The organism is Cyclobacterium sp. 10D3-21 (assembly GCF_055809755.1).
Genome location: NZ_CM147924.1, coordinates 2,722,412 through 2,738,920, shown reverse-complemented (window position 1 = coordinate 2,738,920; position 16,509 = coordinate 2,722,412). Strand labels below are relative to the sequence as shown.

Here is a 16,509-nt window from a genome sequence, read left to right as displayed (position 1 = left end):
TTCTATATTTTTTTAACTCTTGTAATAACTTTCAACAATCTTATCCAAAAACGCCTTCTGATCTCCAGCCCAATGCCTATCTGAAAAAATTTCCACTTCATTAAACCCAGAAAAACCTGCTTCCTCAGCCCATCCTCTAATGGTTGGGATATCGATACATCCTTCTCCCATCAAACCTCGGTCATTTAAGAAATCTACTGTTGGGCACATCCAATCACAAATATGAAATGCATAAAGATTTCCATTGCGTCCACACCTTAACAGTTCCTCTCTCAAATCAGGATCCCACCACAAATGATAGACATCTGCGGCAACACCAACATGATCTGACCCAATTGCCTCCGCCATTTCATTGGCCTGACGCATGGTATTGACGGCAGACCTGGTGTCAGCATACATAGGATGCAAAGGTTCAATGGCAAGTTTTACCCCATGCTCAATTGCAAAGGGCAATACTTTCTCTATACCTTCCCTGATTTGTTCACGTGATTTAACCAAAGATTGGCCTGGATCTGCACCACAAACCAATACGATCATTGGCGCCCCTAGCGCAGCTGCTTCTTCAATGGCAACATAGTTGTCCTGAATGGCCTGGTCTCGGGTCTTTTGCGAAATGGAGGGGAAAAACCCACCTCTTACCAAGGACACGATTTCCAGTCCATGACTCCGCAACCTATCTCCTGAGGCCGCAATGTCTCTACCTTCAAGGTATTGACGCCAAACAGAGATCCCCTTAACCCCTACTCTTTCATAGTTTTCAGCAGATTCTTCTAAGCTCCATGGCTTTGTTGTAATCGTATGTATACAGAGCTTACTAAGGTCTTTTATTGGTTCTACGCTCATGATAGACAATTGAAAAAAGTATAATAAGTATCCTTATCTATGATTCTTTGAACATATAGGGCCAATTCTCTGGCATGGTAATCACCCCACATGCTGGATTCATTACAAGCAATTTTTTGTCCGGCTGGCACATTGTCCCATCCATTGGGCTCATGATAAATGGAGTGCAGGATCAAACCCTGATGGTTTTTATCTGTACTAAGATAAGGTTCGCCCAATAATGTTTTTAACACCGTAAGGCCTGCTTTCCAATACTTATCTCCTTTTTCTGTATCACCCTTTTTCTTTAGGTAATGACCAAGTCTCAATAAACCTTGTGCACCAATGGCTGCTGCAGAACTATCTACCGGTTCAAAATCATTGTAAGGGTCTGCAGGACGAGACAAATAATCTCCCAATTTATGTAGATTGGGTGCTCCAGTATCCCAGTAAGGGATCCCATCCGTTGGTGTATGTTCGATGTAGAAGTCACAGGATGCAGTAGCAGCTTTCAACATAAAAGCTTTTATTTCGGCAGGATCACCGAAGGCTTTAAGAGAAGTATCTGATAAAGTCTCAAGGTATTCTAACTCCTCAGCAAAACCACACATGGCCCAAGCCAATCCCCGCGTCCATGTTGAGAATCCGGTATATCCCTGTTGGGAATTAGGGCAGCGATAATTACCATCGTTGGTATTGAAAACACTCTCATGAGCAGTTCTACCCCACAGGTCATAACGGTCTCTACCTTCTCCGTAATAGACAGCGTAATCTGCCGTAGCTTTGGTATGTTGTAATCCCCTTACCAAAAGGTTTACTTTTTTGTCATTTTCTTCTTGAAGTACGTGTCCCAAGCTATGGCTTAGCATAAGAATTCTGACAGTACGAATAGTGTCCACAAATAAGGAGTGTGGACCATTAAAGGAATACATATAACCACCATCCTTTATAGGAGACCATCTACTGGCCTGAACAGCACCAGAAATCTTTAGTGCCAATTCGTAATAATTTTTTTCCCACTCTACATAAGGAATTTTCTCCTCCACCATTAATCTCAATAGATTGCCATAGGTACTGACATTATTGAAGCCATGATCGTGAACACCAGTATGACTGATATGCGGTGCCATGTATTGATGTGTTTTTAGTTTTCCTTTTTCCAGAAAACTTTTCTCTCCTGTAGCATCAAACTGTAAGATGGAAGACCCAAATTGAAAGCCTTGCGTCCATTCGGTCCATCCTCTGGTAGCGTATTTACCATTAACGGTAAAAACAGGCGAACCTTGATTTTGGGGGTATTCTTTTTCAATTGCGGAGATTTTCTCAGCAGAAAGTTGCCAAAATTTATCCAAAGCCGATTTCAGATCTTTGGCTTGAATTTCAGAATCAATTGCAATCATAAATTTAATGGGTTTAAGTTTATTTTGGATTTGAGATTTTCATCCCAAGAATACAGAATTATTGTCTGAATTTCAGACGATCAAACCATGCACTTTTTGTTTAATATGATAAAGATATCTCAAATATCACCAAATATAAAGGCATTATTCAATCTATTGCTGGTACTTTTGATTTTCCAACCACCTAAACTCGGATGGTGAAACACCTGTTTTCTTTTTGAAAATTCTGCTAAAGTAAGACGGATCCGGGTAATTCAATTGATAGGCAATTTCCTTATTAGAGAGGTCTGAATGGATAAGGTATCTTTTTGCCTGAAGCATCAAACGTTCCAAAATCACCTCCCCAGCAGTCATACCGGTTATTTTCTTTACATGCTTGTTTAAAATATTCGGCGCAAGTTTCATCATCTCCGCAAAATCCTGAACCTGATGCACTTGCCTAAACTTGTGCTCAACCAACGCATTGAACTGTTGTACCAGGGCAAAATCCGGATCAAGCGTGTTTTTTTTATCAGCAAAGTACCTGAGGTAATATTGTTTGCATTTGATCAGGAAAATCTGAAGGTAATTGTTCAAAATAGCCGTAGTAAAGCTATTCCATTGTTTGTATTCTTTGCTAATGACCTTTATCAAATCGGTGAGGTCCTTGAAATCAACCGAATTCAAATTGAGAATTGGTACCAAGGTGGGGTTATTAAAATAGGGAAGTTGAAAAAGAAATTCTTCATTCTTGGTATCTAAGGCATAAAATTCTCTGGAAAAAACCATCAAATAACCATGATAATCATTTTCTCTGCTTATTTTATGCACTTGTCCTGGAGAAAGGAAATGTACACTATTCGAATGGATAGAATGTTCATTAAAGTCGATCTCATGCTTTCCCGCACCATTAACAAAAATACATATTTCATAATATTTATGCCGATGCGGCCTATCGGTCTCATGAGGATACGTCCTGTTTTGTATGGTTTTCCCTTGTACCTCATAAATTTGAAATGCCCTTTTGTTGGTTATCTCTGGCATTTCGTACGTTTTGATCGGTTCTTCCATTGCAATCCTTACATTCAACTCCTAAGATAACCAAAATAATAAAACCTATCTTTTAAAAATCGTCAATAAAGCCCGTTAAAAATCAAGTCATTTTATTGTATTTATATTTAAAATGTTATTTTATTAAAAATACTATATTTTTTTAATTTATTTGTTGCCATATTTTTAAAAATCAAGGTTATACATTACCTTTGAAATATCAAACAGAGACAAATGGTCTCTTATACTGTAGGATGATGAAACTGGCAGACATGCCCTCCTGTCTCGAGGGTGGAGATCACAGAACAAAGAAAATAGCGAGCTCGTATTTTTCCTAACTGCTCCGTGGAGGTTCGACTCCTTCTCCTACAGCAGGTTATTTTGGGTTTATTGTTAATTGACTAAAGCTATGAGACATTGTTTCATAGCTTTTTTTTATGCTCAAAAGATTCAAGAGAATTAACTTTACTTTTTGAAATGCAAAATAGGCAATAACCAATCTTTTTCGAATTGAAATCAATCCAAACACTAACCTACATTACAAATATCGAGGCTACATTTCATCCTGAGGAAGGACATGGAATCGTATTGGTAAATACATATTAAGTAAATTATTAATGCCTTTATTGAAAAAATTAGCTTTAAAATAAAAAAGCAGGAGAATATCTCCTGCTTTTTATTTTGAAAACTAAACCAACTATTATTTAACTACCATAATACAAACAAAATTAACAATAACTGATTAAAAACCAAATTTTGAAGATAAAATATGGGGAATTATCTATTTTTTGTTACCTACTTTATACAATATGCCTAATGAAAGGCCTTGACTATACTGTATGGCAGCATCCTGATCGATATCATAAAGAGATATTCCCGTGAAGGTTACGTTAATGATGTTTGATATTTTTGCTGTAAGCGTTAAATCTAGTCTGTGGTCAATGTTTTTCATGGAAAGGGTCTCGTAATTGGCAAACATTGTGTACCGAGACTTAAGGTTTAGATTTTCAGATAGATCTTTGTCCAGACTTGCAAATACCTGCATGGCCAACCACTCTATCCTTACTGTTTCACCTGGCAAAACGCCGTAATTGGATGGTACATTGTTTATAATCTGGTCATCAGATACAAAAGTAAACCTTGGTGAGAATGGGCCAATTCTTACGAAGAATTCCTTACTTGGTTTAAATTCAAAACCAAGAGAGGTCGTTAAATACCCAGGAGCCATAAATTTTGAAATCAGCGATTGTGTATCATCATCATTGTATTTATAACCTTCCGCAAATTGTGAAAGATAATTTACTGAGAAGTAACTTGACCATTTAGAATTCAATTGGTATCCCAATTTTGAATCCAGAAATATTCTGTCATTAGACTTCCTAGTGCTCTCCCCCTCATTGCGAACGATTCCAAAGAGTAATTCCAATTCATTGTCCCAAGATATTTTATCTTTCTGGTAAAGGGCTTTTCCAGCTATTATACTCCCAAAGGCCACTGAATTAACGCCTCCCGCTTTCCAGTTGCTGCTAAAGCCTGCCTGATTAAAATTTAATCCGGCACTAAACTCGGATTGCCAGTAAGTAGTGTCCACAGGTACTTGCTCCAGCGAATCTGAAACCACCTGGGCTGTTATTATATTCGTTGTTATCACAAATACCAACAAGGTCAGTAGAGAATTTTTCATGCGTTGTCTTTTAGAATTTAATTATTGTATGTTTTATTCGAAATTATTTCAAAACTTAAAATTTAATTTGAATCGTTTTTAATCTAAAAGATGAAAAAAAAATTTAAATTAAATGGAAAATAAAACCAAAGAGCAAATTTATGGAAAATCAAACAGAAGAAACACTGATTGTTAGAGATTTTTTGGCTAGGCAACGAACAAAACTAGCCAATGAACGAACCCTACTCGCTTATATAAGAACGAGTTTATACTTTATAGTTAGCGGTACGGCTTTAATCAAGGTTAATGACCTTCAAAACGTAAAAGGCCTTGGGTATTTCTCATTTATGATAAGTGTTATTTTATTGATTGTAGGATTTATAAATTTTTTCCATCTTAAAAGAAAATTATCAAAGGGGAAATATGAAAAAATGTAAGTGTATTGGAAGCAAAGAATGTTTATTTCTAATTTGGTAAGCTATTTGTACGCTAAAAATTGAAAGCAAACTTTATAATGATGAAAATTTTAGGAATAGTTTTGATTATTGCAGGAATAGCCATGTTTTTAATGACAGGTTTCTCGTATACCACTGAAGAAACTGTGATAGATGCCGGGCCATTGAAATTAAGTGCTGACAAAGAACAAAGTATCCACTGGCCACCCTATGCTGGAGGAATTGCTGTAATTGCTGGTTTTGTTTTATTGGCTGTTGGCAAAAAGAAATAACCCGCTTAAAAACGCAATACAATGGTCGAATTGCAAGCACAGATACGCGATGGTCATCTTTCGGGTTATGGAGCCAATCTATAAAAAATCGCCACAACCTATGGATTGTGGCGATTTATAAAGCCAAGGTTTAATAATTAGGTCATTCGATCAGTTTTACATTTTCGATCATTTCCGGTTCTAGTTCAAAAAACCTTTGGTGGATATTAAATATCTCTTCTCCTTCTTTAGGTTTTTTACTAATGTATTTTCCATCCTCCTGCATCACATAGGCATTTACATTGTCCAAAAGATTGTACTTTAAAATATTCATCAATTGCTTCTGAAGGAATTCATTTTCCACCTTAAATAAAGATTCAAGACGCTTATCAAAACTCCTAACCATGGCATCAGCACTACCTACATAAATCGTGGGATCCCCATTATTATGGAAATGATAAATCCTGGAATGCTCAAGAAAATCCCCCACAATTGAGATGACTTCTATATTTTCACTCAGGCCTTTCCTACCAGGCCTTAAGCAACAAATACCTCTTACGATCAATTTTACAGGAACTCCTGCCTGAGAAGCACTATAGAGGGCATGGATAAATTCAGAATCCTCCAGGGAATTGATTTTTATAAATATACCTGAAGGCAATCCTTTGCTTGCATTTTCCGATTCTATATTAATAAACTCTATCAAATTATTTCTCATATCACGTGGTGAGGTGATAAGGTTTTGATAGCTTGTTGGAGCTGAATGACCAGTTATAACATTGAAGAATTCAGAAACATCATTTGCAAGGGTTTCATCCGTTGTCAAAAGCCCAATATCTGTATAGATACGACTTGTTTCTTCATTGTAATTCCCTGAACCCAGATGAACATAGCGGGTAACTCTATTTTCTTCCTTCTTAACGATTAAAAGTAATTTAGTATGCGTCTTGAAATTACTCACCCCATAGATCACAAAGCAGCCTGCTTTCTGCATTTTTTTTGCTTCTCTGATATTGTTCTCTTCATCAAATCGAGCTTTGACTTCAAACAAAACAGAAACGTGCTTGCCATTTTCTACCGCTTTGAGTAAAGCACCGACAATCCTTGAATTTCTTGCCAGGCGATAGATTGTCATCTTGATGGCCATCACATGGGGATCATCTGCAGCCTTATCAAGAAGTTCTAGAATAGGCTCCATATCATTATAAGGATGATGAAGCAAGACATCTTTGTTCTTGAGTACTTGGAAAATATCTTCTGATGCTGCTTCAGGATAAGACAATGGCGGTATTGGATCATGGATAGCTGGCATCCTGTCTTTAAATCGCTTGTTGCCAATCACCTGCCATAAGCCAGTAAAGTCCATTAAGCTTTTACGCTCAATTTTAAATATACTGTCATCATTGAGTGTCCAGCGCTGCTTCAGCAAATTGACCATGTACTTGCTGTAGCCTTCTTCGATTTCAATCCGGACAACTCTTCCCGTTTTTCGCTCATTGAGTTTCCGCTTCACTTCCTCCAAAAAATTGGAGTCCATGTCCTCACTTTCCTCTAAGGTAAAATCTCCATTTCTGGTTATTCTGAAAAGATTAATTGATTCAATGTTTACATTTCTAAACAAAGACACAATATGTTCCCGTATCATCTCTTCAATCGGCACATAGATGGTCATGTCCTCTCTTTCCAGCTCAAAAAATCGTGGAATATTGGAAGGTATCTGTACAAAAGACAGCTTCTTATTGTCTTTTTTCTCCCCAGGACCTATTGTTACCACCCCAAAAATCAACAATTTGTTCATCAAAATGGGAAAGGTATGATAGCCATCGAAAACCATGGGCGTCAACATAGGGTAAACTGCCTTGTAAAAATAGTCTTCAATTGTCTTTTGCTCTTCAGCTAAAAGATTGCGCACATTGCTTAATTGGAAACCGGCTTCTTTGGTAGTAGTGAGTAATTCATCGACAAATTGTCGTTGGAGGTTGACATGAAATTTCTGAGATTCAATCATTAGCTTCTTTTTAAAGCTATCTTCTCGTAAGCCAGAATAGTCAATTCGTACCTTGTCATAATCAAGGTAATTGTACAAAGAGCCCACCCTGATCATGAAAAATTCATCCAGGTTTGATGCAGCAATTGCGAGAAATTTAAATTTCTCAAAAATATTCCGTTTGTCTTTTTTAATCTGATCAACAACCCGGTCATTAAACTTCAACCAGCTAAGGTCTCTGCTGATTAATTTACTATTATTAATGGTTTCTTCAATTTTATCGAGTTGGATCAATTTCATGTTTCTTTCATTAAAATGGGAAAAAGTAGATCAATGATACTAAATTATTTAGAGAATAAAAAAAAGGGCTAAATGCCCTTTTCTTTATTCTCTCCGGAAAACCAATAGGCAACCATTTAGGTATCAATTTTGGCATATTTAGCATTTCTTTCAATAAACTCTCTTCGAGGAGCTACTTCATCACCCATAAGCATGCTAAATAGATGATCAGCTTCTGCAGCGGAATCAATGGTTACTCTTTTCAAAGTCCTGGACTCCGGGTCCATAGTAGTCGTCCAAAGTTGCTCAGGATTCATTTCTCCCAGTCCTTTGTATCTTTGAATACCAACACTATCTTCTTTACCGTCAGGAGCCATTTCCTTAATAGCCCTTTGTCTTTCTTCCTCAGTCCAGATGTATCTTTCCTCTTTTCCCCTTTTCAATAAATAAAATGGTGGAAGAGCAATGTAAAGATATCCATGTTCAATCAGGCTTCTCATGTACCTGAAGAACAAAGTAAGGATCAGTGTTCTAATGTGAGAACCATCAATATCAGCATCCGTCATAATGATGATTTTATGATAGCGGAGTTTAGACAAATCCAATTCCTTTTCATCATCCACAGTACCAAATTTAACGCCCAAAGCCGTTAAAATATTTTTGATTTCCTCATTGTCGTAGATTTTGTGCTCATGCGCTTTTTCTACGTTTAATATTTTTCCTTTTAAGGGTAAAATCGCCTGAAAATCTCTATCTCTCCCCTGTTTGGCTGACCCTCCAGCCGAGTCCCCTTCCACTAGATACAATTCACAAACAGCTGGGTCGGAATTGGCACAATCCGCCAACTTACCAGGAAGTCCCCCTCCACCTAGTACATTCTTACGCTGAACCATCTCCCGGGCTTTTTTGGCTGCATGCCTGGCCTGAGCTGCCAGCACTACTTTGCCAATTATTATTTTAGCCTCTTTGGGATGTTCTAAAAGCCAAAACTGAAGTGTTTCTGAAACTGAAGCATCTACTGCTCCTGTTACGTCAGAGTTACCCAATTTGGTTTTGGTTTGCCCTTCAAATTGTGGCTCTGCCACTTTTACGGAAATTACAGCTGTCAGCCCCTCTCGGAAATCATCGCCTGAAATTTCTAGTTTCAACTTATCAAGCATTCCTGACTTATCAGCATAGCTTTTAAGCGTTCTGGTGAGAGCTCTTCTAAAACCTGAAACGTGTGTACCACCTTCATAAGTATTAATGGTGTTAACATAGGAAACAACATTCTCTGTATAGGAGTTATTGTAGCCCATGGCCACCTGAACAGGCACACCATTCTTTTCAGACTCTATATATATTGGTTTTTCAATTATCTTTTGTTTGTTTTCATCCAAGTACTCAACAAACTCAACCAAACCACCTTCAGAATAGAAATCATCAGTTCTGAAGTTTCCATCATCATCTTTTTCTCTAAGATCTGTTAAAGAAATCCTAATGCCTGCATTTAAGAAGGCCATCTCACGTAAACGGTTTGCAATTGTTTCGTACTTGTATTCCAACACCTGGAATATTTCATGGTCAGGCTTAAAATGTACATGAGTTCCACGATCATTTGTTTTCCCTATCTCCCTAACCACATATTGAGGAACACCTCGAACATATTCTTGCTCATGTACTTTCCCATCTCTCTTGACTGTTACCGTCAAGGTAGAGGAAAGGGCATTCACACATGAAACCCCCACTCCGTGAAGTCCACCAGATACTTTGTAGGTATCTTTGTCAAACTTACCCCCGGCGTGTAAAACGGTCATTACCACTTCTAGTGCAGACCTGTTTTCTTTCTTGTGAAACTCTGTAGGTATACCCCTACCGTTATCCTGTACCGAAACAGAATTGTCTTCATGAACAGTGACTGAAATGGTGTCACAATGACCGGCTAGTGCTTCATCAATAGAGTTATCTACTACCTCCCAAATCAGATGATGCAACCCTTTAAAACCTATATCACCAATGTACATGGCGGGTCTTTTTCTAACCGCTTCCAACCCTTCCAACACCTGAATATTCTGGGCTGAATAATCGCTTTTATTCGACGCTTTTTCCTGACTCATAGTTAGACTTTATGGCAAAAGAAGTGCCATTTCAAATTCAAATATTTTAAACTAAACTAAAGACAAAAATACATAAAAAAAACGAGAATGTAATCCTTTTAATGGCTATTGTTACTATATTATGCGCCTCCGGTTACATTAAGTCGGTGTATTAGATCATCGCTTACAAAAATGTACTAAAATTAAGAAATATCTTAAAAGTCAATTGCCACTCCACTGATGACAGTATCTATTGTGATTTAAAAAGCCTGCTGTTTTCATCGGGCATAAACAGCCAATTACTAGCGATTACGAATACTTTTAAATCTCATCCTTTCGTTATTAATACTGCCCCGTACTCAACAATACAAGCGTACAAGCTGGCAAAACGGCGATGCCTTTATCTATGGCCAAATCCATTAATTCCTGATTTTCAGTCCCAGGGTTAAAAATAATTCTTTGGGGTTCAAGAGAAAGTATGTACGTATACCATTCTGCTTGATTTTGAGGTCCTATATAAAGTGTAATAGTGTGGACATCTGACAGGGCTGGTTTTTCTCTCAAGTTTAGAATTTTTTCTCCTGAAGTTTCACCAGTCTTGATCCCCACTGGAATGAAAGGTATATCTCTTTCCTTAAGCATAATAGCTGCAGTGTGTGCGTATCTCGAAGGATTTGGACTTGCACCCATAATCACTGTTCTTTTATTTTTTTCCATCTTACACTTCTTGTTTAAAACCTAATTCTCACGATTCCTGGTTTTGCCATACTTTTCAATCAATTTTTCGGCACATCGTTCACCATCCATGGCTGCCGAAACAATACCTCCTGCATAGCCGGCCCCTTCCCCACATGGATAAAGCCTGCTAATCTGTGGGTGTTCAAAGCCCTCTTTGCTTCTCGGTATTCTTACTGGCGATGACGTCCTGCTTTCCACACCTATTATTTGCGCTTCATTGGTATAATACCCCTTCATTTTTTTATCCAAAAGCGGAAGGGCCATGGCCAAACGTTTGGCGATAAAATCAGGAAGAAAATCGTGAAAATTCACACTCTTTAGTCCCGGCTGGTAAGAAGTTTCTAATAAGTCTTCACTTTGTTTTTTATTAACAAAGTCCACCATTCTCTGTGCCGGAGCCACCTGGGATTCCCCTCCTGCCGCCCATGCAGCCTTCTCCACTTCCTGTTGAAAAACCAAAGCTGCAAGTGGGCCATATTTTTGATAAGCCGGTAGGTCTTCCAACTCCACTGCCACAACCATACCAGAATTGGCAAATTTGCCATCTCTTCTACTTGGACTCATTCCATTAACCACTATTTCTCCCGGTGATGAAGCCGAGGGCACGATAAAACCTCCAGGGCACATGCAAAAAGAAAAAACACCTCTCTGCTTTCCATCCAGGACGGTTTGTTGCACCAAACTATAGGAGGATGCAGGCAAAAATGGGCCCCTCTCAGAATCGCAATGGTATTGAATCCTATCTATTAGTTTTTGATCATGTTCTATTCGAACGCCCAAGGCAAAAGGCTTTGCCTCTATCAAAACTTTCTGTCGCATGAGGAGCTGAAAAACATCTCTGGCAGAATGGCCAGTAGCTAAAATCACACCTATCCCTGTGATTTTTTCTCCCTCACTTGTAATAACGCCCTTTATATTGTCTTTCTCTAAAAGGAAGTCGGTAACCTTTGTATTGAATAAAACCTCACCCCCCGCTTCAATAATGCTTTCACGAAGCCGGGTAATTAGCAAGGGCAATTTATTTGTACCAATGTGTGGGTGCGCATCCACCAGAATATCTTCATTGGCACCATGAGCGACTAAAATTTCCATTATACGCCGTAAATCACCTCTCTTCTTGGATCTGGTATATAATTTACCATCAGAATAAGTCCCTGCACCACCTTCTCCAAAACAATAATTAGAATCAGGATTTACGATATGTTCTTTGTTCAGTGCCGCAAGGTCTCTCCTTCTGGCCCGGACGTCTTTTCCCCGCTCAATAACTATGGGTTTTATACCAAGTTCTATGGCCCTAAGTGCTGCAAAAAGACCTGCAGGACCTGCACCTACAATTATTAATGGATCCCTGTTTTTAACATTGGGGTAATCTTTACCACTATTTATCAATGGTTCAGGGCTTTGACCACTATAGACTTCTACTGTTATATTAATTTTAACCTTTTTGCTTCTTGCATCAATGGATCTTTTTGTAGCCCTTATGATTAAGTTTTTCTGATCAGAAAATCCTGATTTTTCCGCTGCTATTTTTTGGAACAATGATTCATCATAGGCTTCCTCAGGGCTGAGCACCAGCTGCAATTCTTTTTTCATATTCTATTTTTCCACCACGTCAAGCAATTCAGTCTCTACCCACCGTTTGCCCCAATCCTTGATTTCCAAATCAGTCCACAATTCAGGATAAAAGATTACTTTTTGAAATCTGGGAGGCAAAAACTTTTGCCAATTGGTGCCACCAGTAGCGGCGATATCTGTAGGATTTTTTTGCAGGTATTTAACAGCTGATTTATAATGAGCAAGTGGCCAATAGACGTTGGCTTTCTCATCCAGTTCTTTCATTAATTTGGTCAATTCATCATCCTTTTCTGCTAAATAAACGTACTTTTTCCACAAGTTGTTCTTTCTGAATTTTGATATTAACTCTTTCAATTCACCGCCATACTTTTCTTCAAATGATTTGAGCGTTAGGGTCTTTTCACCAGTAGCCAACTCCTTGGCCCCGTATTGCCAGTAAAGGATATCAAAAAGGCTGTCGATACTCGTTAAATTAATGTCCTTATAATCTTCCCGCTCTTCCAGATATACAAGGTTTTGAATATCTGTACACATGATTTCAATCATTCTATATTGGGCACTTTGAAAACCACTTGCTGGAAGCAAAGACATCCTAAATTTCATAAATTGTTCCCTTTCCATGCCTTTCCACATTACGGCAAAAGAGGAGATCAATAGGTCAAAATACATAATGACCCTTTTTAGTCGCTCTTTAAAAAATTTCAGCTCAATATTTTCAACTGCAGCCATTTGTTCTATCTCCCAAAGGATAAGGTTAAAATACAGCTCGGTAATTTGATGGTATATAATAAAAATCTTTTCGTCCTTAAAGGATGTTCGGGGTTGCTGTAGTGTAAGGAGCGTATCTAAATTTATATAATCCCAGTAATTGAGATAATCCGCATGCAACAGTCCTTCCAAATAAGAGGATAAATCCTGTCCAGAAGCCCTGAATTTTTCTTCCAGTAGTTTAATTTTATCTACGATTTCCTTCTCGGGATATTTTTTTTCCATGCAAGGTGCCGAAGCATTAGTTTATTAATATACTCTAAAGAGAATGATTTTCTGTACAAGGCGAGCAAAAATTCTTTTGAAAAGGCAAATTAATAAGTTTTTTTTTGAATCAAGGCCCCTTTAATCCAAAAATAGCCTAACAATGACCTGAATCATAAAATAGCCACGATTTGTAATTTTAGTTTATCCTGCTTTTGATAACCACAGTCTTGGTAGGTGTCAGCGGATCGTTACTGAAAAAGGTTATGGTTTTATGGTCAATACCTCGTCTTCCTTTTGGATCAAAGGTAAATACAAGTTCAACTTTTTCCCCACCTTGTAAGTCCATTTTAGGAAGATCAAAAATCAAACATTCACAATTGGTAACAATCTTTCTAATGTTTAGTGGTTTTGGTCCATCATTCTCCAAGGTTAAAATTCGAGAAACCACATTTTTAGCACTTATCTTTCCCAAATCTATTTCCATTTCTGCAATTAATAATTTGGGTACCTCATCTACTTGACTCACGGGCAAAGGATCAAAGTGCTCATGAATAGTTGCTAATAAATTTACAGGTATTTCAAAATGCTCACCGGATAAAAAAGAGAGCATAAATGAATCGCGAATAAAACCCAAATCATTTCTTTTAATTGGATCGTACTCAATTTCCAAAACACCCCTGCTGTTGCTTTCTACCACGGAAGGCACCATTCGAACTTGAACATAAGATGGGATACTATCCTGGTTTAAATTCAACTGAACAGGAAAATCATTGAAATTATAAAAGTCCACTACTTTAAATTTAGGTTTATTTGTATAAAGTGTACCTAAATTGTTTTGATCAAATACAAATCCCAAACCGCCTTTTCTTACTTTATAATAGGTTTCAGGATCGTTTGGATAGTGGACATTAACCCCTTCTATAAACAAGGAGTCGCCCATTGGTTTAACATTGGTTTTAACCAGAATCATTTTTGAAAAAGTCCCACCACGAGATTCTGGGTCAAAGGTGACTTGAAGGTGACCAATTTTACTAGGCGCTAATGTATCCTCAGAATACGCAACTACTGCACATCCGCAATCTGTAATTACCTCCTTTATATAGGCGTTGGAATCAGTTTGGTTCAAATAATAGAAATCTGCAATCCCCTCTCCTTGCTCTGGCATTACTGCACCAATATTTATCAGATTGTTTTCCCAAACCAATCCTCCAAGCTCAACTTCCTGACTATTAACCTCTACTATAGAGGAAAACAAAAAAACACTGACTTTTAATAAAAACACTGTGTACTTCATAATGGCAAATAACGATAAAATAACCACAAATTATTGTTTAAATTCCTTAAATTTGTGTCAAAAACACAGTAATGGCAAGAGTACTCACAGGTATACAAAGTTCAGGAAAACCGCATTTAGGTAATATTTTGGGTGCAATAAAACCAGCCATAGCCTTAACCAAAAATGAGGACAATGAGTCTTATATTTTCATAGCTGATTTCCACTCCCTCACCACAATTAAAGACCCTGTGACGAGGATAAACAATGTCAACGCCGTAGCTGCAGCCTGGTTGGCATTTGGATTGGATATCAATAGGTCCGTTTTTTACCGGCAGTCAAGAATTCCTCAGGTAACAGAACTCACCTGGTACTTGAGTTGCTTTACCCCTTACCCTATGTTGGCCAATGCCCATAGCTTTAAAGATAAATCTGATCGTTTATCTGATGTGAATGCAGGGCTATTTACTTACCCAGTGCTTATGGCAGCAGACATTCTTCTATATGGAGCCGATCTTGTGCCTGTTGGGAAGGACCAATTGCAACATTTAGAAATTTCCAGAGACATCGCCAGCACCTTTAACCATCGCATTGGAGAGGAGCTGCTAAAAGTTCCTGAAGCCCGAATCAGTAATGAGGTAATGATTATCCCAGGTACTGATGGACAAAAAATGAGCAAATCTTACAACAACTATATTGACATCTTTTTGCCTGAAAAGCAATTAAAGAAAAATGTCAATACTATAATTACAGACAGCACTCCTCTGGAAGAACCCAAAGATCCGGATGTCTGTAATGTTTATAAATTGTATAAGCTAATCGCCAGTAAGGATCAAACTTCCACCTTGAGAGAAAAATACCTGGCAGGCAACTTTGGTTATGGTCATGCCAAAAAGGAATTGTTAGGATTAATACTGGACACCTATCAAAATGAGCGAGAACAATTTACCTATTATATGAATAACCTTCCCGACCTGGAATCTAAACTTATGGATGGTGAAGAAAAAGCCAGAGAGGTAGCCAACAAGCTTTTGGTTACCCTTAGAAAACGACTTGGTTTTGGATAGCCTGTTGAATTCAAATCCCCCTTTCAAATGGGTTATTATATTTAAAAATTGATACTACAGAAAATCAGATGTGTTCACATCTGATTTTTTTTTTGCTGAACCCAAGATATGCAATAGCTATTTTATAAAATGATGGAATCCTTCCGAAAATAGAAAGGAGAGGCTATTGCAATAGCCCGGTTAAAAATTATAAGGCATGTGTTTTTTTAATTATTCAGCAAAAAAAATGGTAATCAGTTCTAACCGATAAATATCCGTTTAAACCAATTACCATTTGTAAGAAATCTTAAAGACAGTACTTATCTTGATCTCCAAAGGTCTTTTAACGATCTGCCATTTATAACCATAACAAATCTGGTTGGGTTGGGCACCAACACAATTCTTACATCCTGACCATCAAACTGTTCCGACTCTATTGGAACACCCTCTTTACCCTGAACATCATAGGTGATTACTCCTCGGGCATCAGGTAGCATTGGTACGTATTTATTGGCCAAATACGCAGAAGGAAGTAGGACATCATTGTCCGACACCAAAGTGGCATAAATATCCTCAAGTTTACTTTCCAGTTCATCTCCAAACTCCTCATTCAGATCATCTTCAAGGTCATGCAATTCCTCCTCAATGTCATCATAATTCGGGTCTGCATAAGTTATTTCACTCAACTTAATTCGCAACTTTACGATCTTGGAGAGCTCCACATCTAATTTTTCAAAATCCATATAAGCTATTACTATTATATTTTTAAATACATGAAGGTAAATAATATGAAATCATATTCCAACTTAGAATTATTAAAAGTACTTAAGGTATGCTATTAATTTGATGCAATTAAAAATCTAAAGACTCCGCAAGGCTAAATCCATATAATTGCTTATATTTTGACCGTAAATCTCAAACCGAAAATAATTTTTTTCAAA

At 37.7% G+C, this 16,509-nt stretch carries 14 protein-coding genes; 3 read left to right on the top strand and 11 right to left on the bottom strand.

Annotated elements, in window-relative coordinates; genetic code table 11:
- Window positions 1–12 precede the first annotated feature (12 nt).
- The 4 genes from AC0L7T_RS11080 to AC0L7T_RS11065 all read right to left on the bottom strand — a co-directional run bounded on the left by AC0L7T_RS11080 (window position 13) and on the right by AC0L7T_RS11065 (window position 4,935).
- Window positions 13–843, bottom strand: coding sequence for a sugar phosphate isomerase/epimerase family protein (locus AC0L7T_RS11080; RefSeq protein ID WP_473342698.1), 831 nt, complete (start codon window positions 841–843; stop codon window positions 13–15).
- A complete protein-coding gene (locus AC0L7T_RS11075; protein ID WP_473342697.1) occupies window positions 840–2,222 on the bottom strand; it encodes a glycosyl hydrolase in 1,383 nt (460 codons plus the stop codon). Before AC0L7T_RS11075 ends, AC0L7T_RS11080 begins: the two co-directional genes overlap by 4 nt.
- A 153-nt stretch (window positions 2,223–2,375) precedes the next feature.
- Window positions 2,376–3,272 (bottom strand): AraC family transcriptional regulator, encoded by an 897-nt coding sequence (locus AC0L7T_RS11070; protein ID WP_473342696.1) that lies wholly within the window; start codon window positions 3,270–3,272, stop codon window positions 2,376–2,378.
- 760 nt (window positions 3,273–4,032) lie between these two features.
- Complete coding sequence (locus tag AC0L7T_RS11065; protein ID WP_473342695.1) at window positions 4,033–4,935, bottom strand: DUF3078 domain-containing protein; 903 nt, start codon at window positions 4,933–4,935, stop codon at window positions 4,033–4,035.
- Window positions 4,936–5,075: 140 nt separating this feature from the next.
- On the opposite strand from AC0L7T_RS11065, the gene AC0L7T_RS11060 reads away from it, so the two are divergent.
- Window positions 5,076–5,351, top strand: a complete 276-nt coding sequence (locus AC0L7T_RS11060; protein ID WP_473342694.1) for a DUF202 domain-containing protein — start codon at window positions 5,076–5,078, stop codon at window positions 5,349–5,351.
- A gap of 77 nt (window positions 5,352–5,428) precedes the next feature.
- Complete coding sequence (locus AC0L7T_RS11055; protein ID WP_473342693.1) at window positions 5,429–5,641, top strand: hypothetical protein; 213 nt, start codon at window positions 5,429–5,431, stop codon at window positions 5,639–5,641.
- A 142-nt stretch (window positions 5,642–5,783) separates the two neighbouring features.
- Here the strand turns inward: AC0L7T_RS11055 and ppk1 are convergent, their stop codons facing one another.
- The 6 genes from ppk1 to AC0L7T_RS11025 all read right to left on the bottom strand — a co-directional run bounded on the left by ppk1 (window position 5,784) and on the right by AC0L7T_RS11025 (window position 14,543).
- Window positions 5,784–7,907: a polyphosphate kinase 1 gene (gene ppk1 / locus AC0L7T_RS11050; RefSeq protein ID WP_473342692.1), complete on the bottom strand. Its 2,124-nt coding sequence runs from the start codon at window positions 7,905–7,907 to the stop codon at window positions 5,784–5,786.
- Window positions 7,908–8,023: 116 nt separating this feature from the next.
- Window positions 8,024–9,982, bottom strand: coding sequence for a DNA topoisomerase (ATP-hydrolyzing) subunit B (gyrB, locus tag AC0L7T_RS11045; protein WP_473342691.1), 1,959 nt, complete (start codon window positions 9,980–9,982; stop codon window positions 8,024–8,026).
- Window positions 9,983–10,303: 321 nt separating this feature from the next.
- Entirely contained in the window at window positions 10,304–10,678 is a 375-nt protein-coding gene (locus AC0L7T_RS11040; RefSeq protein ID WP_473342690.1) for a CoA-binding protein, read from the bottom strand.
- A gap of 21 nt (window positions 10,679–10,699) precedes the next feature.
- Complete coding sequence (locus AC0L7T_RS11035) at window positions 10,700–12,292, bottom strand: NAD(P)/FAD-dependent oxidoreductase (RefSeq protein ID WP_473342689.1); 1,593 nt, start codon at window positions 12,290–12,292, stop codon at window positions 10,700–10,702.
- A gap of 3 nt (window positions 12,293–12,295) precedes the next feature.
- A complete protein-coding gene (locus AC0L7T_RS11030; RefSeq protein WP_473342688.1) occupies window positions 12,296–13,267 on the bottom strand; it encodes a tryptophan 2,3-dioxygenase family protein in 972 nt (323 codons plus the stop codon).
- A gap of 178 nt (window positions 13,268–13,445) precedes the next feature.
- A complete protein-coding gene (locus tag AC0L7T_RS11025) occupies window positions 13,446–14,543 on the bottom strand; it encodes a DUF1573 domain-containing protein (protein ID WP_473342687.1) in 1,098 nt (365 codons plus the stop codon).
- 71 nt (window positions 14,544–14,614) lie between these two features.
- Between AC0L7T_RS11025 and trpS the strand changes: the two genes are divergently transcribed.
- Entirely contained in the window at window positions 14,615–15,589 is a 975-nt protein-coding gene (trpS, locus tag AC0L7T_RS11020) for a tryptophan--tRNA ligase (protein WP_473342686.1), read from the top strand.
- A gap of 299 nt (window positions 15,590–15,888) precedes the next feature.
- Here trpS and AC0L7T_RS11015 read toward each other — a convergent pair whose 3' ends face one another.
- A complete protein-coding gene (locus AC0L7T_RS11015; protein ID WP_473342685.1) occupies window positions 15,889–16,311 on the bottom strand; it encodes a hypothetical protein in 423 nt (140 codons plus the stop codon).
- Window positions 16,312–16,509: the final 198 nt, after the last annotated feature.

What these genes read in the sequence shown, in the direction of transcription:
- AC0L7T_RS11080 (WP_473342698.1), bottom strand. Translation starts at nt 843, where the DNA reads ATGAGCGTAGAACCAATAAAAGACCTTAGTAAGCTCTGTATACATACG.
- AC0L7T_RS11075 (WP_473342697.1), bottom strand. Translation starts at nt 2,222, where the DNA reads ATGATTGCAATTGATTCTGAAATTCAAGCCAAAGATCTGAAATCGGCT.
- AC0L7T_RS11070 (WP_473342696.1), bottom strand. Translation starts at nt 3,272, where the DNA reads ATGGAAGAACCGATCAAAACGTACGAAATGCCAGAGATAACCAACAAA.
- AC0L7T_RS11065 (WP_473342695.1), bottom strand. Translation starts at nt 4,935, where the DNA reads ATGAAAAATTCTCTACTGACCTTGTTGGTATTTGTGATAACAACGAAT.
- AC0L7T_RS11060 (WP_473342694.1), top strand. Translation starts at nt 5,076, where the DNA reads ATGGAAAATCAAACAGAAGAAACACTGATTGTTAGAGATTTTTTGGCT.
- AC0L7T_RS11055 (WP_473342693.1), top strand. Translation starts at nt 5,429, where the DNA reads ATGATGAAAATTTTAGGAATAGTTTTGATTATTGCAGGAATAGCCATG.
- ppk1 (WP_473342692.1), bottom strand. Translation starts at nt 7,907, where the DNA reads ATGAAATTGATCCAACTCGATAAAATTGAAGAAACCATTAATAATAGT.
- gyrB (WP_473342691.1), bottom strand. Translation starts at nt 9,982, where the DNA reads ATGAGTCAGGAAAAAGCGTCGAATAAAAGCGATTATTCAGCCCAGAAT.
- AC0L7T_RS11040 (WP_473342690.1), bottom strand. Translation starts at nt 10,678, where the DNA reads ATGGAAAAAAATAAAAGAACAGTGATTATGGGTGCAAGTCCAAATCCT.
- AC0L7T_RS11035 (WP_473342689.1), bottom strand. Translation starts at nt 12,292, where the DNA reads ATGAAAAAAGAATTGCAGCTGGTGCTCAGCCCTGAGGAAGCCTATGAT.
- AC0L7T_RS11030 (WP_473342688.1), bottom strand. Translation starts at nt 13,267, where the DNA reads ATGGAAAAAAAATATCCCGAGAAGGAAATCGTAGATAAAATTAAACTA.
- AC0L7T_RS11025 (WP_473342687.1), bottom strand. Translation starts at nt 14,543, where the DNA reads ATGAAGTACACAGTGTTTTTATTAAAAGTCAGTGTTTTTTTGTTTTCC.
- trpS (WP_473342686.1), top strand. Translation starts at nt 14,615, where the DNA reads ATGGCAAGAGTACTCACAGGTATACAAAGTTCAGGAAAACCGCATTTA.
- AC0L7T_RS11015 (WP_473342685.1), bottom strand. Translation starts at nt 16,311, where the DNA reads ATGGATTTTGAAAAATTAGATGTGGAGCTCTCCAAGATCGTAAAGTTG.